The organism is Pseudomonas sp. AC255 (assembly GCF_979258175.1).
The window spans coordinates 5,569,285-5,588,393 of sequence record NZ_OZ409841.1 but is presented as its reverse complement, the minus strand read 5'-3'; the positions used below and the strand labels follow the sequence as shown (position 1 = coordinate 5,588,393).

Below are 19,109 nucleotides of genomic sequence, written 5' to 3'. Positions count from 1 at the left end.
TGTGACAGGTAGCCGCAATCCATTGTCGATGTAGGAAATGTTCACGTCGAGACACATTTGGACACTTTCATGAATGTGCCCGAAGGGTTAGGCTGCGCGTTCATTTCGCCAGCACCCAGACAATGCTCCAACAATTTCTGCACGACTTTGGCTACTTTGCCTTGTTCCTCGGCACGTTCTTCGAAGGCGAAACCATTCTGGTGCTCGCAGGCTTCCTTGCGTTCCGTGGATACATGGACATCAACCTGGTGGTGGTTGTGGCGTTCTTCGGCAGCTATGCCGGCGACCAGCTGTGGTACTTCCTGGGGCGCAAGCACGGGCGCAAATTGCTTGCGCGCAAGCCGCGCTGGCAGATGATGGGCGACCGTGCGCTCGAGCACATCCGCAAACATCCGGACATCTGGGTCCTGAGCTTCCGCTTCGTTTATGGCCTGCGCACCGTGATGCCGGTGGCGATCGGCCTGTCCGGTTATCCACCGGGACGTTACCTGCTGCTCAACGGTATCGGCGCGGCGATCTGGGCCACCGCACTGGCTGCGGCGGCTTACCACTTCGGCGCAGTGCTGGAAGGCATGCTTGGCAGCATCAAGAAGTACGAGCTATGGGTGCTCGGCGCCTTGCTGATCCTCGGGCTGGGCCTGTGGCTGCGGCGCCGCTTCAAGAATGCGCAACTGGCAAAGAAAATCTATCAGGACGAGCAGCTCGCCAAGGCCGCCGAGGCAGAGCAGTTGCGCCAGGCCGAAGCGCCCCTCCTGCCGGGCCGAAAACGCCAGCCGAATAAGCCATTCGCTGGCGGCTGCCACGCGCATTCCAGGCAAATAATGAACACCCCGCCGCCGTTGCGATCCATTGAGAGAGCGCTCTGTTCCCGCGCGCGTCAGCCATGCCCCTATGGCCACGCGCGACGATTTAAGGGACATCGAGCGCCATGAATCTGGAGAGAAGCCCATGAGCAAAAAAGTTGCAGTGATCCTGTCCGGCAGTGGCGTGTACGACGGCGCCGAAATCCAGGAAAGTGTCATCACCCTGCTGCGCCTCGACCAGCGCGGCGCACAGGTGCAGTGCTTCGCGCCAAACATCGCGCAATTGCATGTGATCAACCACCTGACCGGCGAAGAAATGCCGGAATCGCGCAACGTACTGGTGGAATCGGCGCGGATTGCCCGGGGCAACGTCAAGGATATCCGCGACGCCGATGTCGAGGATTTCGACGCACTGATCGTGCCCGGCGGTTTCGGCGCGGCAAAGAACCTGTCGAACTTCGCCATCGAAGGCGCCGGCTGCACCGTGCAACCTGAAGTGCTGGCCCTGGCCGAAGCATTTGCCGAAGCGGGCAAACCGGTCGGGCTGATCTGCATCTCACCGGCGCTGGCGGCGAAAATCTATGGCCCGGGGGTGACTTGCACCATCGGCAACGACGCCGACACCGCTGCGGCCATGAACAAAATGGGCGCCACCCACGAAGAGTGCGCCGTGACGGAAATCGTCGAAGACAAGGCGCGCAAACTGGTCACCACCCCGGCGTACATGCTGGCGCAGACCATCAGTGAAGCGGCTTCGGGGATCAACAAACTGGTCGACCGCGTGCTCGAACTGACCCACGAAAACGACGCTTGAAATCAAAAGATCGCAGCCTTCGGCAGCTCCTACAGGTTTCGTGTCGCGCCGTGATATTGCGGCATACACCGCCCCTGTAGGAGCTGCCGCAGGCTGCGATCTTTTCAGGGCTTGCGGGTGAGCCGGGTGAGAATCCGGTCCAGCGCATTGGCAAACGCCTGCTTCTCGCGCTCGCCAAACGGCGCCGGGCCGCCGCTCATCTGGCCCTGCTCCCTGAGATCGGTGAACAGATTCCGCACCGCCAGCCGCTCGCCCATGTTCTGCGCATCGAACTCCTTGCCGCGCGGATCCAGTGCCGCCACGCCCTTCTTGACCAGCCGATCGGCCAGCGGAATATCGCTGCAGATCACCAGCTCGCCCGGCACGGCGTGCTCAACCAGATAGTCATCCGCCGCATCCGGCCCGCTCGGCACTACGATCAGTTTGACGATGGCCAGCCCCGGCTTAGTCTGCGGCTGCCCGGCTACCAGCACCACTTCGAACTGGCGCTTGAGGGCGAATTTCACTACAAGATCCTTCGCCGCCCGTGGACAGGCGTCGGCATCGATCCATACACGCATGTTCTTGCCTCCAAAAATTCGCGAGCAGGCTCGCTCCCAAAGGATACAGACCGAACCTGTGGGAGCGAGCCTGCTCGCGAATATGAGCGCAGCGAATGCCTTTATGCAGCCGAAACCCGACGCTTCTCCGCCACCCAACTGCGCCCATACAGCACAGCAATCGCCACAATCGCCACCACCTGCGCGGTCAGCGAATAGGCATCGGCATGGATCCCCAGCCAGTCGAATTCAAAGAACGCGACCGGCCGTGTGCCGAAGATCCCGGCCTCCTGCAACGCCTTCACGCCATGCCCGGCAAACACCACCGACAACGCGCACAACAGCGCGGCGTTGATGCTGAAGAACAGCGTCAGCGGCAGTTTCGCCGAACCGCGCAGAATCACCCAGGCCAGGCCGACCAGCAGCACCAGCGCCGTGGCACCGCCAGCCAGCACGGCGTTATGCCCGGCAGGCCCGGCCTGCAGCCACAGGGTTTCGTAGAACAGGATCACTTCAAACAACTCGCGATAGACCGAGAAGAACGCCAGGATCGCAAAGCCGAAACGTCCACCGCCGCCGACCAGACTGCTTTTGATGTAATCCTGCCAGGCCGCCGCATGACGGCGGTCATGCATCCACACGCCGAGCCACAACACCATGACGCTGGCAAACAGCGCGGTGGCGCCTTCCAGCAACTCACGCTGCGAACCGCTGACGTCGATGACGTACGCCGCCAGTGCCCAGGTACCCAGACCTGCCAGCAGTGCCAGACCCCAGCCAACGTTGACACTGCGTACTGCCGATTGCTGACCGGTATTGCGCAGGAAGGCGAGGATCGCCGCCAGCACCAGAATCGCTTCCAGGCCTTCGCGCAGCAGAATCAGCAGGCCGGAGATGAAGCTCAGCGACCAGCTCAGACCATCGCTGCCCAGCAGGCCGGCGGATTCCTTGAGTTTGGCTTTGGCCGCGTCCAGACGCTGCTCGGCCTGCTCGACCGGCAGACCATCCTGCAATGACTGCCGATACGCCATCAGCGATTTTTCGGTGTCCTTGCGCACGTTGGCATCGACGTTATCCAGCGAGCTTTCGACCAGTTCGAAGCCCTCCAGATACGCCGCCACCGACAGGTCATAGGCCTGATCGTGCTCACCGGCACGGTAGGCCGCGAGGCTTTTGTCCAGCGTGGCGGCGGTGTAATCGAGCAACTGCGCCGGCCCGCGCTTGACCTGCGGTGGTTGCGCGCGCTGGGCACGGAACGTCGCCGCGACCTCTGCGCCCTCCGCCGCCTGCACTTCGGCCGGGGTCTGGCGGGCCAGGTCAGCGATGTTGTAGACCTTGTCGGACTTGGCGGCTGCCGCATCGGCGCTGAAGCCGGCGATGTAGGTGGCCAGATCCCAGCGCTGGCGATCATCGAGCTGATCGGCAAACGCCGGCATGTCGGTGCCTTCGACGCCCTGGCCGAGGGTGCTGTAGATCGCGTACAGGCTCAGGTGATCCATCCGCGCAGCGTCGCGCAGGTTGGCTGGCGCAGGGGTCAGACCGACACCGGCCGGGCCGTCGCCAGCACCAGTGTCGCCATGGCACACCGAGCAATTTTGCGCATACAGCGGCGCACCGCGTGTCGGGTCCGGAGTGATGATCGGTGCCTGGCTGACTTCATAAGTCACCGCCAGTTTCGCCCCCAGCTGTCGGGCCTGACGGGCGACATCGGCACCGTCCTGCTTCGCAGTGATGGCGGCGTGCAGAGACTCGACGCCCTGTTCCAGCGCGGCTTTTTCCGGTTTGACTGGCAATGCAGTGATCAAGCCTTGCAGAACCTGGGTGAATTCCAGCTGCTCGCGGTATTCGCCATCGTCGATGACTTTGCCTGCCGCGACCGTCGGCGGGTAATCGGCACTGATGTAATCGAGCAGGTGCAACGCTTGCGGCGCGCCTTCCACGGTATCGGCCAGCAGCGGCAGGCTGCTCAGGGACAATAACGGGAACAGCAGCCAGGCCAGCAATCGGGACGAGGCAGTCATGAACGAATCTCAAATGGAAATGCGAAGTTACATATTGTTCACTTCGAAGACATTTCTCTCAAGCTTTGTCGGCGTTTCGCTTTGATTGGCAGGAAATACCCGGCAGACGGCAGCAGCGTTTGTCGCCGAGTATTGCCGCACTGCCCGCTGCCGATTGACGCTCGATCAAGATCGCAGCCATTTGCCACCATCCACTTTATACTGCCCGCCCCAGAGCATTTGCGCGCAAGGAATCAACCTCAATGCGGAGTCTTCCGTTCGTTTTGCTGCTTTGCGTCGCTGTTCAGTTGAGCGGTTGTGCCGCCTATCGCAACTACGATCTTGAAATGCAGCAGACCACCGAGCAAATGACCCGGGGCAATCTGACCGGGGCTCTGGCACTGGTGGAAATGAACAACCCGTGGGAAGACAAGGATCTGCTGTATTACCTGGAAAAAGGCGCGATCCTCAGCGCTGGCAGTGCCCTGCCCGACAGCCAGGACGCCTGGCGCAATGCCGACCGCATGATCTTCCAGCGCGAGGAAGCCAACCCGTCCGGCGCGATGAAATTACTGGCCCGTTTCGGTGATGAAATGGGCACGATGCTGGTCAACGACAAGCTGCGGCGCTATGAAGGCTACGATTACGAAAAGGTCATGTTGACTACGCAAATGGCCTTGAACCAGCTATCCGTCAATGACTTTGCCGGCGCCCGCGCAGACATCAGGAAAACCCACGAACGCGAAGCATTGATCGCCCGCCAGCGTGAAAAGCAATACGAAGCGGCCGAGGAACAGGCAAAAGCTCAAGGCAAAGTTCTCCATTACAAGGAGCTGGAAGGCTACCCGGTCGCCTTGCTTGATGCGCCACAGGTCGTCGAGCTGAAAAACGGCTACCAGAGTGCGTTCAGCCACTATCTGGCCGGTTTCACCTATGAAGCCCTCGGCGAGCGCGCCCTCGCGGCGGCCGGTTATCGTCAGGCGATCGAACTGCGGCCGGACATGCCCTTGCTGCAAAAGGCCCTGCGCAATCTCGACAAACCGCCAGCGAAAGCCGATGAAAGCGATGTGTTGCTGATTATCCAGAGTGGCCTGGCCCCGGCTCGCAGCTCCGTGCAGGTGCCGATCCCGGTTCGTCTGAACGAAACGCTGGTCATCATCGCGCCCATTTCATTCCCGGTGATGGTGCCGGACGCGGTCACGCCCAACTTCAGCCATATCACCGTAGACGGTCGCAAACAGCCGTTGGTAGTGATCAATAGCGTGACCGATATGTCCATGCGCACACTGCGCGACGACATGCCGCAAATCATCTCGCGGGCGATGTTCCGCGCCAACATGGCCGCCATCGGTCAAGCGCAGGAAAACGAGCGCAACCCGGCGAAAGCCTCGTTGATCGTCACTCAGCATGATCCGTTCGAAGAAGCCGACACCCGCACATGGCGAGCGTTGCCGGACAAGACGCTGGTCGCCCGCCTGCGCTTGAAGAAAGGCCTGCATACCTTCCGTTTTGCGCCTGCGTCCATCGACCACCCTTTTGAAATGCGCGTCGACCAGGACCGCCAGATTCTGCACCTGCGGGTATTCCGGGATCAGGTCTATACCGTCGGATCAGCCTTTGTACCGAATCAAAAACCCGCGTTGGATAAACCCGCTTCTGCGGAGAAGTGATGGCACAACATCTAGAAATGCACCCAAAAAGCTATTACATAGCCATCACCCCACGTTTATAATGCCGCGCCCTCGCCCAGCGAGCCGGCATCAAAAGCTCCTCACGCATGAGGAATTGGCAGGAGGCCAGCGCCACCGTCGATAGGTCACACCAGCCCGACCAGCACACGCGGCTGCAAGTTTTGTTACTCAGGGAAGAAGTACCCATGGCATTCCGCGCTCCCATGCTGCTCGCGCTCAGCGCCGTCACGCTGTTGTCCGGCTGCGCAGCGTTTCGCAACTACGATTCCGAACTGGCCCAGACCAATCAGCAACTGGCTTCCGGCAACGTCGACGCCGCGCTGACCCTGCTGGAGAAGAACAACACCGGTACCGACAAAGACCTGCTCTATTACTTCGAGAAAGGCGAACTGCTGCGCGCCAAGGGCGACCTGTCAGGCAGCCAGAACGCCTGGGGCAGCGCCGATCAGGTGGTCGGTCAGTGGGAAGACGCGGTCAAGCTCGATTCGGCCAAGTACCTGGCACAGTTCGGCAGCTTCATCGTCAACGACAAGGTGCGTCGCTACGAAGGCTATGACTACGAGAAAGTCATGCTGACCACGCAGATGGCCTTGAACCTGTTGGCGGTCAACGATTTCGATGGCGCCCGCACTGCGATCAAAAAGACCCACGAACGCGAAGCGGTGATCGCTGACCTGCGCGACAAGGAATACCTCAAGAGCGAAGAACAGGCCGAAAAAGAAGGCATCAAGACCCAGTACAAGGATCTGCAGGGTTATCCGGTGGCCAGCCTCGACGCGCCGGAAGTGGTCGGCCTGAAAAACAGCTACCAGAGTGCGTTCAGCCATTACCTGGCCGGTTTCGTTTACGAAGCCCTGGGCGAGAAGGATCTGGCCGCGCCGGGTTATCGCAAGGCTGCCGAATTGCGCCCGAACACGCCGCTGCTCGAGCAGGCGCTGGTCAATCTCGACAAGCCTTCCAAATCCGATGACAGCGACATTCTCATCGTCGTGCAGAGCGGTCTGGCCCCGGCCCGTGACTCGATTCGCGTACCGCTGCCGCTGCCGATTTCCAACAACGTGGTGATCACCCCGTTGTCGTTCCCGATCATCAAACCGGACACCTCCACCGCGCCTTTGCGCAGATCGGCGTCGACGGCAAGCAGGTCGACCTGACCGCGCTGAACAGCACCACCGCCATGTCCCGCCGCGCCCTGCGTGATGACATGCCGGGGATCATCGTGCGCACCACCGTGCGCGCGATCACCAAAGGCGTGGCGCAGAAGCAGATCAACGAAACCAATCCGCTGGCCGGTCTCGCTGTGGGTATTTCTTCAGCAGTGCTCGAAGGTGCCGATACCCGTACATGGCGCACCCTGCCGGACAACACCCAAGTGGTGCGTCTGCGCCTGAAAAAAGGTGAGCATCAGGTTACCCTGCCGAGCGCCGTCGGCGGCTCGGTGGTCAAGGTCACCGTCGACCAGCGTTACCAAGTGATCAGCCTGCGTGCCGTGGGCAACCAGGTATTCGCTGGCGGCATCGCTGCTCACGTAATGCCGAGCGCTGCCGCGACCAACGTCGCCAGCCTCAAACAACCTTAAGAACGGAGTCTTTGCAATGCGCTTGAAGATCATCGCCGTCGCCGCCCTCGCCTTGCTGGCAGGCTGCGCCACCCCGCCACCGCCGGAGCCGGGCAGCGCCGCGAGCAAAGTCGTGGCCATGGGCCCGCAGAAACACATCGTCGTCGGCGCCATGCGCGTGGCTCGTGAAAACGGCTTCATGACCGTCAACGTGCAGTTGAGCAACACCCTTAACAGCAACAAGATTTTCTACTACCGCTTCGCCTGGCTCGGCGCCGAAGGTTTCCCGGTTGCCGAAGAAGAAGTGTGGAAAAGCCAGATGATGTACGGCGCCCAGACCAGCTTCATTCAGGCCATCGCCCCGACCCCGAAAGCCGTGGATTTCCGTCTGGAAATCAAGACGCCTTAAGCCCGCCACCCTATTTCTGATTGAGAGAGCTTTCTCATGTTTGCACGCTTTTCCTGCATCGCCGTCATCGCCCTGCTCGCCTCCGGTTGCGCCAACACCTCGCCGACCCTGGGCAGCAAGAACATCAGCTACGGCGACACCAAGGCTGTTGAAACCGTCACCAACGAATTCGGTTCGACCGACCTGCAAATGATCGCCGAGTCGATGACCCGCTCGCTGGCCCAGTCCGGCATTCTGCAGGGCCGTCCGGTGGTTCAGGTCTACGATGTGAAGAACAAGACCAGCGAGTACATCGACACCCGCGAAATCACCACCAGCATCAAGACCCAGCTGATGAAGACCGGTGTTGCGCGCTTCGCCAGCGACAACAATGCAATGCAGAGCCAGGTTGACCAGCTCAAGCTGCAAAACCAGAGCGGCCTGTACAAGAAAAGCACCGTGGCCAAGACCGGCAACATGGTTGCCGCCAAGTACCGCATCGAAGGCTCGATCAGCTCGATCGTCAAGCGCAGCAGCGACTACAAGGACGTCTTCTACAAATTCAGCCTGCAGTTGATCGACGTCGAAAGCGGTCTGGCCGAGTGGATGGACGAAAAAGAGATCCGCAAAACCACGGAGCGTTAATCGATGCGCACATGGATTGGCATGATGGCCCTGGCTTGCGCGTTCAGCGCGCAGGCGGCCCCGAAAGTGGCGGTGACGGATCTGGCGTATCAGGAGCGCGTGGAGCAATACATCCACATCGTTTCGGCGCAGAGTAATCATCGTGAGAGTTACTACAGCGCCAGCGGCTCTTCGAGCTACAACGAGATCGAAGCGACCACCAGCTACATCGAACAGGGCGAGTTGCGCAAATTCACCGGCGACATCAAGGGTGAAATCCTGCGTACCGGCATGTTCCAGCTGGTGCAGGGCACGCCGTATACCGCCTCATCCAAAGGCGACGTGTATGACGTGATCAAGCGCATCAAGGCCGGCAACTTCAAAGGCGCCGACTACGTGCTGTTCGGCACCGTGTCCGACATCGATTTCACCCAGGACATCAACGAGCTGGCGCACACCGACAGCTACTCGGCGGTGCTGGGCCTGACGCTGGTGGCGGATTTCAGCCTGATCAACACCAAGACCTACGAGATCACCTCGGCCTTTACGGCGATGGGCGAAGCGCAGGACACCAAACTGGTGAACCATCGCGACATCAAGATCTCGCTGAACCGTCCGCGGGTGGTGCGTGAGGTGTCGAAGGCCTTGGGCGAAGACGTGGCCGGGCAACTGAGCATGCAACTCGGTGGCGGTGACGGTTATGAGCAGCCGCGTGAAGCGCCGCAGCGCAATAATCTGCCGCGTGATACGGCGCCGGTGATTTTACGCTGAGCCGATCTGAGGACTTTTGTGGCGAAGGGCTCTGTGGCGAGGGGATTTATCCCCGTTGGGTCGCGAAGCGGCCCTCGCTATTGATTCAAGACGATTGGGACTGCTGCGCAGTCCAACGGGGATAAATCCCCTCGCCACAAAAGCTCGCTTGCCCCGATGTCTCGGTAGAAATGAAAAAGGCGACCTCTTGAGGTCGCCTTTTTTCTGTCCGAGCGGTTTACGCCGCCGCTTTGCGCAACGTCGCCATGAACGCCGCCGCGCCAATGAATAACCCGGCAAAGGTGCGGTTCATGCGTTTCTGCTGCTTGGGCGTGCGCAACAGGCGCAGCACCTTCGACGCCAGTCCGGTGTAGCCGGCCATGACAATCAGATCGACGAAAACCATGGTCACGCCGATCACCACATACTGAATCAGCAGCGGCGCATGGGGATTGATGAACTGCGGCAACACCGCGAGCATGAACACCAACGCCTTGGGGTTGCTGATGTTCACCAGAAAGCCGCGAAACACCAAAGCCAGCGGCTTGCCGATCGGCCGCACTGCGGCGTCATCGCTCATGTCCATGGGCAGCGCCCGCCATTGCTTGATCGCCAGGTAAACCAGATAGGCGACACCGAACCATTTGATCGCATGGAATGCTGTGGCCGAAGCGGTGAGCACAGCGCCAACACCCGCGCCGACAATCGCGATCTGCACCGCCAGACCGATCTGCAGGCCCAGTGCGTTCCAGTAGCCGCGCCAGAATCCGTACTGCAGACCGCTGGACATCGACGCGATGGCGCCCGCGCCCGGGGACAGGCTGATCACCCAGCAGGCGGCAAAAAATGCCAGCCATGTTTGAAGCTCCATCGCACACCTCGGCTGATGCTTGTGACAAGTCGTCAAAACTAATGCTGTTTGGGGCTAAAAGCAAAAGATCGCAGCCTTCGGCAGCTCCTACAGGGATCGTATTCCAAATGTAGGAGCTGCCGAAGGCTGCGATCTTTTGATCTTGCTGGAAAAGCTACTTCTCAAAGCCACTCGACGGAAACACATCTGTCCCGCGCCAACGCCGCACCGAACGCTGGAAGAACAGGCTGTTCGGCACCTGCACCATGGCGCTGCCGGTGCCCAACTCTTCGGCCTCGACCAGCGTGGTGTAGAGCAGATTGATCGCGATCACCCGGCCTTTGACGCCAGGCTTGTCGGTGGTATCCACCAGCTCGACTACGTCGCCGAGGCGGAACGGCCCGACGGTGAAGATGAGAATCGCGCAGAGCAGGTTCGACAGCACGCTCCACATGGCGAAGAACGCCACCGCCGCCACCGCGACAAATCCCGACAGCGCCGTCCACAGCACCGTGGCCGAAACGCCGAGGCGCTCGAGCACGAAGAGCAGCGCGCTGCCCATGATCAGCCAGCGCAACACGCCGCGTAGCGGCATCAGCAACTGCGGCGGAAACGGATAGCGCTCACCCAGGCGAGTGAGGCCTTTGGCGACGAAACGCTGGGTCAGGTAACCGGCCAGCAGAATCAGCAGAATCTGCGCGGTGAACCACAACGGTTCGACCCACACCGCCGAGAAAGGCAGCTTGAAGGCTTCCATCAGGACAACGCCTCCAGCTCCGCCTGCATGCTTTCCAGGGTTTCCAGCGCTTCCATCCAGGCTTCTTCCAGCTCGGCTTCACGCACCTTCAATTTGGCCTGTTCGGCGAGCAGATCACGCAATTCATTCTTGCGCGCCGGCTCGTAGATATCGCTGTCACCGAGGCTGGCATCGACCTTGGCCAGTTTCTCGTGAAGCTTGCCCAGCTCGGCTTCAAGCTTGTCGGCCTCGCGCTTGTGCGGCGCCAGTTGCTGACGCAACGCTGCCGCCGCCTGGCGCTGCGCTTTCTTGTCGGTCTTGTCCGGGTTGACAGGCGTGTTGCTGACCGGCGCAGTGCGCTGACGGTATTCCACCAGCCAGCGCGCGTAGTCTTCGAGATCGCCGTCGAACTCTTCGACCTTGCCGTCAGCGACCAGATAGAAGTTGTCGGTGGTGCTCTTGAGCAAGTGCCGATCGTGAGAGACCACCAGCACCGCACCGCTGAATTCCTGCAGGGCCATGGTCAGCGCCAGGCGCATTTCCAGGTCGAGGTGGTTGGTCGGTTCGTCGAGCAGCAGCAGGTTCGGCCGTTCCCAGGCGATCAACGCGAGGGCCAGACGTGCCTTCTCGCCACCGGAAAAATTCAGCACCGGCTCATCGATGCGCGCGCCCCGGAAGTCGAAGCCGCCGAGGAAATCGCGCAAGGTCTGCTCGCGCTCACCCGGCGCGAGGCGCTGCAAATGCAGCAACGGGCTGGCCTTGGAGTCCAGCGAGTCGAGCTGATGCTGAGCGAAGTAGCCGACCACGGTGTTTTCGCCACGGGTCAGGCGCCCGGCCAGCGGTTCGAGCTCGCCGGCGAGGTTCTTGATCAGCGTCGATTTACCCGCGCCGTTCGGCCCGAGCAGACCGATCCGCGCACCCGGGGTCAGTTGCAGCTTGACCTTCTCGAGGATGGTCTTGTCGCCATAACCCAGGCGCGCATCGGACAGGTCGATCAGTGGGCTGGAGATCTTGGTCGACTCGCGGAAGACGAAGTCGAACGGCGAATCGACGTGAGCCGCCGACAATTCTTCCATGCGCTCCAGCGCCTTGATCCGGCTCTGCGCCTGACGGGCCTTGGTCGCTTGCGCCTTGAAGCGGGCTATGTAGCTTTCCATGTGCGCACGCTGCGCCTGCTGCTTCTCGTAGGCCTGTTGCTGCTGGGCCAGACGCTCGGCACGGGCGCGCTCGAACGCGGTGTAGCCGCCACGGTAGAGGGTCAGTTTGCGCTGATCGACATGGGCAACGTGATCGACCACTTCGTCGAGGAAATCCCGATCGTGGGAAATCAGCAGCAAGGTGCCCGGATAACTCTTCAGCCACTCTTCGAGCCAGATGATCGCATCGAGGTCCAAATGGTTGGTCGGTTCGTCGAGCAGCAGCAGATCCGACGGGCACATCAGTGCCTGCGCCAGATTCAGACGCATCCGCCAGCCACCGGAGAAATCGCCTACCTGACGATCCATCTGCTCATTGGTGAACCCAAGACCGGCGAGCAGCTTGCGCGCCCGCGCATCGGCGGTGTAGCCGTCGGCGCTGTCGAGTTCAGCGTGCAGGCGCGCCAGTGCGGTGCCGTCATGGGCCTCCTCGGCGGCGGCAAGCTCGCGTTGCACCTCGCGCAAACGCAGGTCGCCATCGAGCACATAATCGACCGCCAGGCGCTCGAGGGTGTCGACCTCCTGACGCATGTGCGCGATGCGCCAGTCGGCCGGCAGCAGGCAGTCGCCCGAATCCGGGTGCAACTCGCCGCGCAGCAAGGCGAACAGGCTGGATTTGCCGGCACCGTTGGCGCCGATGAGGCCGGCTTTGTGGCCGGCGTGCAGGGTCAGCTCGGCGTCTTCTAGCAGACGTTGCGGGCCACGCTGTAAAGTCAGGTTCTGAAGTCGGATCATAATGGCGGCGGAGTCTACCAGCTTCGCTCACAACTGGCGCGAGTAGCACGATGTCCTCTGACCTGTGGAGCTTTGCCCTTGATGTCTACGCCCGCCCGGGTGTGGAAGATGCCTGCCTGCAATTGCAAACGGCGGGCGCCAATGTCTGCCTGCTGCTGTGCGGTTTGTGGCTGGAGCAGCGCGCGGTGGCCTGCGATCAGCCGCGCGTACGCTTGCTCAAGGCCTTGACCGCGCCATGGGATATCGAAGTGGTGCAGCCGCTGCGAACCCTGCGCCTGCAATGGAAAGCGCGGGCCGTCGACGATGCGGTGGTGGCCGGCATGCGCGAGCAGATCAAATCACTGGAGCTTGAAGCTGAGCGCACCTTGCTTTCACGCCTTGAAGGTGTGGCGCAGGAGTGGACGCGCAACGATGCAGGTTCGGTGACCTGGCTTGAAGACCTGGCCGGCAATGCCGCCAGCCTGAACCGCGACGCGCTGCAAGTGCTGCGCGTCGCGGCAACCGGCACTTAGGAAGCGCTGGTCGGGGTGCTGCTGACGTTCGACGAAGCGGCTGGTGCTGGCGCAGTCGAAGGGGTCGAGTGGGCGGCGGACGACGGTGCCGACGCAGCTGGAGCAGCCGGGGTAGCGGCAGTGACAGGCTTGGCCGCTGGAGCGGTAGCCGTTTTGGTCGCGGCTGGCTTGGCAGCTGCAGGCTTTTTCACCGCTGGTTTTGCGGCTGGCTTGGCGGCCGGTTTTGCAGCAGCGGCAGGCTTGGCAGCAGCGGGTTTGGCAGCAGGCTTGGCGGCGGCCGGCTTAGCAGTGGTTTTTGCCGCAGGTTTTGCTGCCGATGTTGCGGCTGGTTTGGCAGCCGGTTTTACCGCCACTTTCGCAGCAGGTTTGGCGGCGGCCGGCTTGGCCGCAGTCTTGGCAGCAGGCTTCGCAGCGGCGGTCTTGGCAGCAGGTTTTGCTGCTGGTTTCGCTGCTGCTTTGGCAGCAGGTTTGGCGCCTGCGGTTTTCGCCGGTGCAGCTTTGCTCGCGGCCGGTTTTGCAGCGGCTTTGGCAGGGGTGGCTTTCACTGCTGGCTTGGCTGCAGCAGGTTTGGCTGCGGTGGTTTTAGCCGCCGGTTTTGCCGCGCTCGCCGCCGGCTTCTTCGCTGCAGTTTTCGCCGCTGGTTTGGCAGCCGCTTTCACTGGCGCCTTCGCCGCTGGTTTGGCGGCGGTTTTCGCAACAGCAGGTTTCGCCGCAGCGGTCTTCGCCGGGGCTTTGCTTGCAGCAGGTTTAGCAGCGACTTTCTTCGCTGGTGCTGCTGCCGGTTTGGCCGAGCGCGACGACAGAACTTTGCCCACTGCTTCTTGAACGCGACCAACACCCTGGGCCAGTTTCAGGCTTTCCTGAGCATCGCGCTTGAGTTGCAGAATGTAGCTGCGGGTTTCGGACTGACGATCTTTCAAAGCGTCGAGCAGCTCTTCGAGTTCTTTCACGGAAGACTTGGCTTTGTTCTGAGCCTTGGCTTTGCCGGCAGTGGCGGCGTCCTGCAACTTGGTGCGCGATTTGTGCAGTTTTTCCTGCGCCTTGCCACGCTGTTTTTCCAGCTTGGCGAGCAGTTTTTCAGCATCAGCCAAGGCTTGCGAGCAAGCGTTTTCCAAATGCTCGAGCAGGCTGCCCGACAATTGTTGGAGTAAGTGCAACGGAGTATTTACAGGCTTCTTGGTGGCCGACATGGTTTACCTCCTGGCTGACGTGAGTGCGGCTCATACTAGACCTCTGCTGATACCGCCGCTAGGGCATGTTGACAGTATCTGCACCGTTGCGTTGCACCGCAGCCGAAATGTTCTGCGCCGAGGAAAAAGCAGTTCACCGATGCAGACGTTTGCACTGGCATAATCCCCCGCATCTCAGGTCGGAGAGTGCCCATGTCGCGCTACTTTATTTTGTCCCTCTGCGTGTTTTTTTCGACGGCGTATGCCGATGAAAAAACCACGGCGAACGATGCTCATGATCTGGCTTACAGCCTCGGTGCCAGCCTCGGCGAACGACTGCGCCAAGAGGTGCCGCAGTTGCAGATCCAGGCGCTGATCGAAGGTCTGCAACAGGCGTATCAGGGCAAGCCACTGGCGCTGAGTGAAGCGCGTATCGAACAGATTCTGGCCGACCATGAATCGCAAAATGCCGAGCAGGCATCACGGCAATCGAGCGACGCGGCGATGGAAAACGAGCAACGCTTTCTCAGTGCGGAAAAAGCCAAACCGGGGGTGAAGGAACTGGCCGATGGAATTCTCCTGACTGAACTGGTTCCGGGCACTGGCGCCAAGGCCGGCGCCGACGGCAAAGTGCAGGTGCTGTATATCGGCAAGCTGCCGGATGGCACCGTGTTCGATCAGAACACCCAGCCGCAATGGTTCAACCTCGACAGTGTGATCGCCGGTTGGCGCACCGCCTTGCAGAACATGCCGGTGGGGGCGAAATGGCGGCTGGTGATTCCATCGGATCAAGCCTATGGTGCCGACGGTGCCGGCGACCTGATTGCGCCGTTCACGCCTCTGGTTTTTGAAGTGGAGTTGCGTGGTGCGACGAGCTGATCAGGCATAAAAAAACGGTGCGCTTGCGGGCGCACCGTTTTTTCATGAAGGACGTGGATCAGGCCTGAACCGGATCTTCTGCCTTGTGCGCCGTGTGCAGCACTTCGATCAGGCAGTCTTCAAGTTCGAAGCGCTCATGCAGCAAGCCGCCCAATTCCTTGAATTTCTCCGCAACGCATTTGCCTTCGTCGCACAGATCATTGAAGGCCAGCAGCTTCTCGGTAATGACGTCGATGCGCGGGTAGATGGTCTCGGCGAGTTCCAGACCGCGCTTGTCGTTGAACGCCTTGGCTTCGCCAGTCAGCTGTTCATAGATTTCGAAGTGCCCCGCCGATACGTAATCGACCAGCACTCCGCAGAATTCCTGCAAAGGCTTGCGGCTCTCGGACAGCGAATCAGGCTTAGCACCGAGCTTGTCGTAGGCGCCAATCAGCTCTTCACGCTCCTGCAACCAGCGGTCGATCAGCAGATGAACTCCACCCCAACGTTCCTGAGCATTCTGACAACTTTCGAGCATGGCGATCTCTCTTCCCTTGTGGGTCATGCTGCTCTACACCCGCGCCCCTGTTCTGATTTGACTGGTGGACGATCGGGCAGAGCGTCATCGAGCAACATAAATCCAATGACACGTGCCGGCCAGATTATGCCCGCACGCCTATGGCTTCAAGGTACGCAGGAGATAAAGTTCATACAAGTGTTTAATCCCTGACCAGCAGGTGGTGCGACGCTTCGTCGCTGACCGGTCGTTGCAGAGCGCTCCAGATCAGACGCAACAACTGATAAACCGCAAGGATCGACACACCGACAAAAAACAGCAGGCTCCATTCGGGGATGCTCAGATCGAACAGCGTCCAGGAGATGTCCGCACAATCGGCGCCGCCGTTGAACATCCGTTGCAGGGCGCAGATCCACGGCAGGTCGCTGAACATTGACTCCACGGTGGGCGAGCATTTGACCAGTTGCAGCATCGAATCACTCTGGATCAACACCTGCCGCCACGCGGCGGTGGTACCACCCAGACTTGCGCCGAGTGCAAACAGCCAGTACCACCATAAGCCAACGCGCCGGGGGCCATGCACCGCCGCCACGCCGCAGCCGATGCACAGCAATGTGAGGAACAACCGCTGCACCAGGCACAGACTGCAAGGCGTCAGTCCGACCGCGTATTCGAGGTAATAGGAAGCTCCCAGAGCAAAGGCCCCCGCAATGAAAGCCATGAAGAACAAGGAGCGTGAGCAGGCCAACGACATGGCTTTTCCGTAACAGTAGAGACAGACGGTTACGGTAGAGGAAAGCGTGTCAGCCTTTCAAGGCAAGGGCCTGCCGACAGTTCACCACAGGTGTAGGGAAAACCCGACAGGCTCGATAGGAAACGGTGAAGCGCTTTGTAGGACTTTGTCTCTAGAGCGCAAAGAAGGGGAATTTTCGGTCATCGAAGTTCACGAGGGAGCATCCTCCCTCGCTTTTCAGACCTTCGCCGAGACTGGCAGAGGCGCCGCCAGCAGGCGTTCATCAAGCAGCCCCAGACCTTCCTGGAACAACTGATTGCTGCGCTCGGTATCGCCAAGCTGTGCAAGCAGACGGGCCAACTCCGCACAGGTCTCCGGATTGCGCTGCACGCGCAGACTGCTTTCCAGATAGTCACGGGCCTTGCCCCAAAGGCTGGTTTGCAGACACAGGCGTCCAAGGGTCAGCAGCAGGCTCGGATCGGCCGGGTGCTCCTTGAGCCAGCCTTCGGCCGTCTGCAACTGACGCGCAGGATCACTGCCACGAACCAGACCATAAAGCCGCGCCAGATGGCTGTCGTATTTGCGCTTGAGCGCTGCTCGCAGGACCTCTTCGGCCTCGACCTGAGCGCCCAGCTGGCGCAATTGCTCGGCATAGGCCAGTACCAAAGGTGCTTCCTGACGCTGCGCCGAAGTCAGCTGTTCCCACGCCCGCTTGAGCGATTGCAGACCCACCGTACCGTCTTCTTCACGATGCGCTGCCAGCGAGAGGTTCTCACCCCAGGCGCGCCGTTCGAGCTCGGCCAGTTCTGCTGGCGGCAGCACTTTGTCCTTGCGCAACTCAGGCAGCAAACGAATCACCGCCGACCATTCGCCACGCTGCTGATGCAGACGTTGCAATTGACGCAACGTCTGCGCGCTGCGCGGATGCCGCTCATGCATTGCCTGCAAGGTCACCAGCGCACCGTCGGTGTCGCCACGGTCGGTTTGCAGTTGGGCGTGACTGAGGGCAATTGCCAATTCGGCTTGCGGCTGACGCTCCAGCGCGCGTTCGAGCAAACGATCACTTTCTTCGTACTGGCCCTGCTCGTTCGCCGCACGTGCGGCGCCGAGGTAATAAAGCAATGGTTGGCGCTCGGCTTCCGCCGCGCGGGTCAGATGCCGTTGCGCACTGGCCCAGCGACCTTCAGCCAGATCCAGCTGCCCGTGCTCGATCGCCACTTGCACGCGGCGGCTGCGATTGCGTCGCGACCACGGATTGACCACGCCGGTGGAGGTCATCACCAGCTCGACCAGCACCTTGATGCCCCAGAACAGCAGCCACAGCACCGCTATCACCGCCAAGGTCGCCCACAGGCTCGATTCGTAGCGGAAGCTCTTGTACGCCACCAGCACGTAACCGGAATGCTCGGCAATCGCCAGGCCCAGCGCTGCCGTCGCGGCGATGACCAGAAACACGATTACATAGAGGCGCTTCATGGGGTCGCCTCCTGCGCAGCATTGGCGGCCGGTTTGGCAAACGGTTTCACCGATTCTTCAGCATTGACGTTACGCCGCTCCAGATACCCCTGCACCGCACTCAAGGTGCCAGTCAGATCCGGCGTCTTGACGGTGACCGGTTCCTTGCTCAGCTCGGAGACCTGTTCGAGCATGACTTTGCTTTGCGGATTGTCCGGGTTGAAATTGCCCTTGAGCACATCGCGTGCCTCGGCCAGCGCCTGGGTGTACACCGCCGCCTGACCGTTGAGCGCCGCCCACTGCGCCTGCTCCAGCGCCAGACTCAGGGCCAGGCGCACCTGGCTCAGGCTCTGTCCGGCGAGTAGCGGTTTGACGTTTTTGTCAGCGTTGAAATCGATGCGGATATAGCGCGACACCTTGTCCCACCACTGCGCCCAGCGACCGGCGCCATCGCCGTCGGCGGTCAGCCCCAGCAGCGACTCGCCGCGATCCTTGTACTCCGGCGCCAGCTCGGTGAGGTCGATGACCTGATCGCGCAAAGCGCCAAGGCGCAGGAACAGCCCGGTACGATCCGGCTGTTCAGTGCTGCGCAAGGCGACCAGGGTTTTCGCCACTTGCTCGCGCGCGGCGAAGGAACCCGGATCGTTCTGTTCACGGAGGATTTCATCGGCGCCCTGCACCAGCGCCTGGGCGCTGCTGATGTCCTGCAACGCTGAAAGGCGCAGGCTGGCCAGACGCAGCAAGTGCTCGGCCTCGGCCAGACGCCAGTCCTTGCGGCTGGCGCCGAGGACGGTTTCCAGACGTTGATTGAGGCGCTGTTGATCGCCCTGCAGTTGCGTGACCAGACGCTGGCGCTCGGCGAGTTCGTCCGCACCGGGCAACTGTGCAAGACGCTCGGTCAGACGCTGTTCGTTGAGCTTCAGACTCTGCGCCTGATCGTTCAACGCCTGCACCTGACTCGACTGTTGCTGCGTGTTGTTCTGCAGGTGGCGCACCTGCCAGACACCCCAGCCGCCTATGGCGACACCGGCGGCGCCGAGCAGCAGGGCGACAATTGCCAGTCCATTGCCTCGGCGCGGCTCTTTGGCCGGTGGTGGAGTTTCAACCTGGGCATCAAGCGCAGGCTGGACGTCATCTTTTGGCAAGGCTGTTTCGCTCACGTATCCATCCTTTGCATTAGA

The 19,109-nt window shown here is 61.0% G+C and carries 17 protein-coding genes and 2 pseudogenes; 9 read left to right on the top strand and 10 right to left on the bottom strand.

Annotated elements, in window-relative coordinates:
• Positions 1-122: 122 nt before the first annotated feature.
• Both ACZZ0K_RS25170 and elbB read left to right on the top strand, forming a co-directional pair.
• Positions 123-662, top strand: a pseudogene (locus ACZZ0K_RS25170) (DedA family protein); the annotation flags it as partial.
• Positions 663-948: 286 nt separating this feature from the next.
• Positions 949-1,617 carry an isoprenoid biosynthesis glyoxalase ElbB gene (gene elbB / locus ACZZ0K_RS25165; protein ID WP_016772616.1) on the top strand — a complete coding sequence of 223 codons (669 nt, stop codon included), beginning with the start codon at positions 949-951 and terminating at the stop codon, positions 1,615-1,617.
• Positions 1,618-1,721: 104 nt separating this feature from the next.
• Here elbB and ACZZ0K_RS25160 read toward each other — a convergent pair whose 3' ends face one another.
• On the bottom strand, positions 1,722-2,177 hold the full coding sequence (locus tag ACZZ0K_RS25160; RefSeq protein ID WP_041476910.1) for a YaiI/YqxD family protein: 456 nt from the start codon (positions 2,175-2,177) through the stop codon (positions 1,722-1,724).
• A 101-nt stretch (positions 2,178-2,278) separates the two neighbouring features.
• A complete protein-coding gene (locus ACZZ0K_RS25155; RefSeq protein ID WP_258707332.1) occupies positions 2,279-4,177 on the bottom strand; it encodes an FTR1 family protein in 1,899 nt (632 codons plus the stop codon).
• Positions 4,178-4,419: 242 nt separating this feature from the next.
• On the opposite strand from ACZZ0K_RS25155, the gene ACZZ0K_RS25150 reads away from it, so the two are divergent.
• From ACZZ0K_RS25150 to ACZZ0K_RS25130, 5 genes and pseudogenes are all read left to right on the top strand, one after another.
• On the top strand, positions 4,420-5,826 hold the full coding sequence (locus tag ACZZ0K_RS25150; protein ID WP_095181267.1) for a COG3014 family protein: 1,407 nt from the start codon (positions 4,420-4,422) through the stop codon (positions 5,824-5,826).
• Between the two features lie 206 nt (positions 5,827-6,032).
• Positions 6,033-7,426 (top strand): annotated as a pseudogene (locus ACZZ0K_RS25145) (COG3014 family protein).
• A gap of 16 nt (positions 7,427-7,442) precedes the next feature.
• On the top strand, positions 7,443-7,814 hold the full coding sequence (locus ACZZ0K_RS25140) for a YcfL family putative periplasmic lipoprotein (protein WP_016772611.1): 372 nt from the start codon (positions 7,443-7,445) through the stop codon (positions 7,812-7,814).
• Between the two features lie 36 nt (positions 7,815-7,850).
• Positions 7,851-8,438, top strand: a complete 588-nt coding sequence (gene lpoB / locus ACZZ0K_RS25135; protein WP_016772610.1) for a penicillin-binding protein activator LpoB — start codon at positions 7,851-7,853, stop codon at positions 8,436-8,438.
• Positions 8,439-8,441: 3 nt separating this feature from the next.
• Complete coding sequence (locus ACZZ0K_RS25130) at positions 8,442-9,188, top strand: hypothetical protein (RefSeq protein WP_016772609.1); 747 nt, start codon at positions 8,442-8,444, stop codon at positions 9,186-9,188.
• Between the two features lie 217 nt (positions 9,189-9,405).
• On the opposite strand, the gene rhtB is transcribed toward ACZZ0K_RS25130, so the two are convergent.
• The 3 genes from rhtB to ACZZ0K_RS25115 form a co-directional block, all read right to left on the bottom strand.
• Positions 9,406-10,038 (bottom strand): homoserine/homoserine lactone efflux protein, encoded by a 633-nt coding sequence (gene rhtB / locus ACZZ0K_RS25125; RefSeq protein WP_024014759.1) that lies wholly within the window; start codon positions 10,036-10,038, stop codon positions 9,406-9,408.
• A 154-nt stretch (positions 10,039-10,192) separates the two neighbouring features.
• Positions 10,193-10,774, bottom strand: coding sequence for a mechanosensitive ion channel family protein (locus ACZZ0K_RS25120; protein ID WP_056791670.1), 582 nt, complete (start codon positions 10,772-10,774; stop codon positions 10,193-10,195).
• Entirely contained in the window at positions 10,774-12,684 is a 1,911-nt protein-coding gene (locus ACZZ0K_RS25115; RefSeq protein ID WP_150637082.1) for an ATP-binding cassette domain-containing protein, read from the bottom strand. Before ACZZ0K_RS25115 ends, ACZZ0K_RS25120 begins: the two co-directional genes overlap by 1 nt.
• Before the next feature lie 50 nt (positions 12,685-12,734).
• Between ACZZ0K_RS25115 and ACZZ0K_RS25110 the strand changes: the two genes are divergently transcribed.
• A complete protein-coding gene (locus ACZZ0K_RS25110) occupies positions 12,735-13,196 on the top strand; it encodes a TIGR02444 family protein (RefSeq protein WP_095181264.1) in 462 nt (153 codons plus the stop codon).
• Here ACZZ0K_RS25110 and ACZZ0K_RS25105 read toward each other — a convergent pair.
• Positions 13,193-14,386 (bottom strand): AlgP family protein, encoded by a 1,194-nt coding sequence (locus tag ACZZ0K_RS25105; RefSeq protein ID WP_252886964.1) that lies wholly within the window; start codon positions 14,384-14,386, stop codon positions 13,193-13,195. The genes ACZZ0K_RS25110 and ACZZ0K_RS25105 overlap by 4 nt on opposite strands.
• Before the next feature lie 192 nt (positions 14,387-14,578).
• Between ACZZ0K_RS25105 and ACZZ0K_RS25100 the strand changes: the two genes are divergently transcribed.
• The gene (locus ACZZ0K_RS25100) at positions 14,579-15,244 is read left to right on the top strand and encodes an FKBP-type peptidyl-prolyl cis-trans isomerase (RefSeq protein WP_258707333.1); all 666 of its coding nucleotides are present in this window, start codon (positions 14,579-14,581) and stop codon (positions 15,242-15,244) included.
• A gap of 58 nt (positions 15,245-15,302) precedes the next feature.
• Here the strand turns inward: ACZZ0K_RS25100 and ACZZ0K_RS25095 are convergent, their stop codons facing one another.
• From ACZZ0K_RS25095 to ACZZ0K_RS25080, 4 genes are all read right to left on the bottom strand, one after another.
• Positions 15,303-15,761 (bottom strand): Rsd/AlgQ family anti-sigma factor, encoded by a 459-nt coding sequence (locus tag ACZZ0K_RS25095; protein WP_041476920.1) that lies wholly within the window; start codon positions 15,759-15,761, stop codon positions 15,303-15,305.
• A gap of 181 nt (positions 15,762-15,942) precedes the next feature.
• Complete coding sequence (locus ACZZ0K_RS25090; protein WP_150637090.1) at positions 15,943-16,494, bottom strand: disulfide bond formation protein B; 552 nt, start codon at positions 16,492-16,494, stop codon at positions 15,943-15,945.
• Between the two features lie 216 nt (positions 16,495-16,710).
• Positions 16,711-17,949 carry a heme biosynthesis protein HemY gene (locus ACZZ0K_RS25085; protein ID WP_258707334.1) on the bottom strand — a complete coding sequence of 413 codons (1,239 nt, stop codon included), beginning with the start codon at positions 17,947-17,949 and terminating at the stop codon, positions 16,711-16,713.
• Positions 17,946-19,088, bottom strand: a complete 1,143-nt coding sequence (locus ACZZ0K_RS25080; RefSeq protein ID WP_056791721.1) for a uroporphyrinogen-III C-methyltransferase — start codon at positions 19,086-19,088, stop codon at positions 17,946-17,948. The genes ACZZ0K_RS25085 and ACZZ0K_RS25080 overlap by 4 nt, the downstream gene beginning before the upstream one ends.
• Positions 19,089-19,109: the final 21 nt, after the last annotated feature.

Excerpts from the sequence above, each read along its gene's own strand:
- elbB (WP_016772616.1), top strand. The coding sequence starts at position 949 with ATGAGCAAAAAAGTTGCAGTGATCCTGTCCGGCAGTGGCGTGTACGAC.
- ACZZ0K_RS25160 (WP_041476910.1), bottom strand. The coding sequence starts at position 2,177 with ATGCGTGTATGGATCGATGCCGACGCCTGTCCACGGGCGGCGAAGGAT.
- ACZZ0K_RS25155 (WP_258707332.1), bottom strand. The coding sequence starts at position 4,177 with ATGACTGCCTCGTCCCGATTGCTGGCCTGGCTGCTGTTCCCGTTATTG.
- ACZZ0K_RS25150 (WP_095181267.1), top strand. The coding sequence starts at position 4,420 with ATGCGGAGTCTTCCGTTCGTTTTGCTGCTTTGCGTCGCTGTTCAGTTG.
- ACZZ0K_RS25140 (WP_016772611.1), top strand. The coding sequence starts at position 7,443 with ATGCGCTTGAAGATCATCGCCGTCGCCGCCCTCGCCTTGCTGGCAGGC.
- lpoB (WP_016772610.1), top strand. The coding sequence starts at position 7,851 with ATGTTTGCACGCTTTTCCTGCATCGCCGTCATCGCCCTGCTCGCCTCC.
- ACZZ0K_RS25130 (WP_016772609.1), top strand. The coding sequence starts at position 8,442 with ATGCGCACATGGATTGGCATGATGGCCCTGGCTTGCGCGTTCAGCGCG.
- rhtB (WP_024014759.1), bottom strand. The coding sequence starts at position 10,038 with ATGGAGCTTCAAACATGGCTGGCATTTTTTGCCGCCTGCTGGGTGATC.
- ACZZ0K_RS25120 (WP_056791670.1), bottom strand. The coding sequence starts at position 10,774 with ATGGAAGCCTTCAAGCTGCCTTTCTCGGCGGTGTGGGTCGAACCGTTG.
- ACZZ0K_RS25115 (WP_150637082.1), bottom strand. The coding sequence starts at position 12,684 with ATGATCCGACTTCAGAACCTGACTTTACAGCGTGGCCCGCAACGTCTG.
- ACZZ0K_RS25110 (WP_095181264.1), top strand. The coding sequence starts at position 12,735 with ATGTCCTCTGACCTGTGGAGCTTTGCCCTTGATGTCTACGCCCGCCCG.
- ACZZ0K_RS25105 (WP_252886964.1), bottom strand. The coding sequence starts at position 14,386 with ATGTCGGCCACCAAGAAGCCTGTAAATACTCCGTTGCACTTACTCCAA.
- ACZZ0K_RS25100 (WP_258707333.1), top strand. The coding sequence starts at position 14,579 with ATGTCGCGCTACTTTATTTTGTCCCTCTGCGTGTTTTTTTCGACGGCG.
- ACZZ0K_RS25095 (WP_041476920.1), bottom strand. The coding sequence starts at position 15,761 with ATGCTCGAAAGTTGTCAGAATGCTCAGGAACGTTGGGGTGGAGTTCAT.
- ACZZ0K_RS25090 (WP_150637090.1), bottom strand. The coding sequence starts at position 16,494 with ATGTCGTTGGCCTGCTCACGCTCCTTGTTCTTCATGGCTTTCATTGCG.
- ACZZ0K_RS25085 (WP_258707334.1), bottom strand. The coding sequence starts at position 17,949 with ATGAAGCGCCTCTATGTAATCGTGTTTCTGGTCATCGCCGCGACGGCA.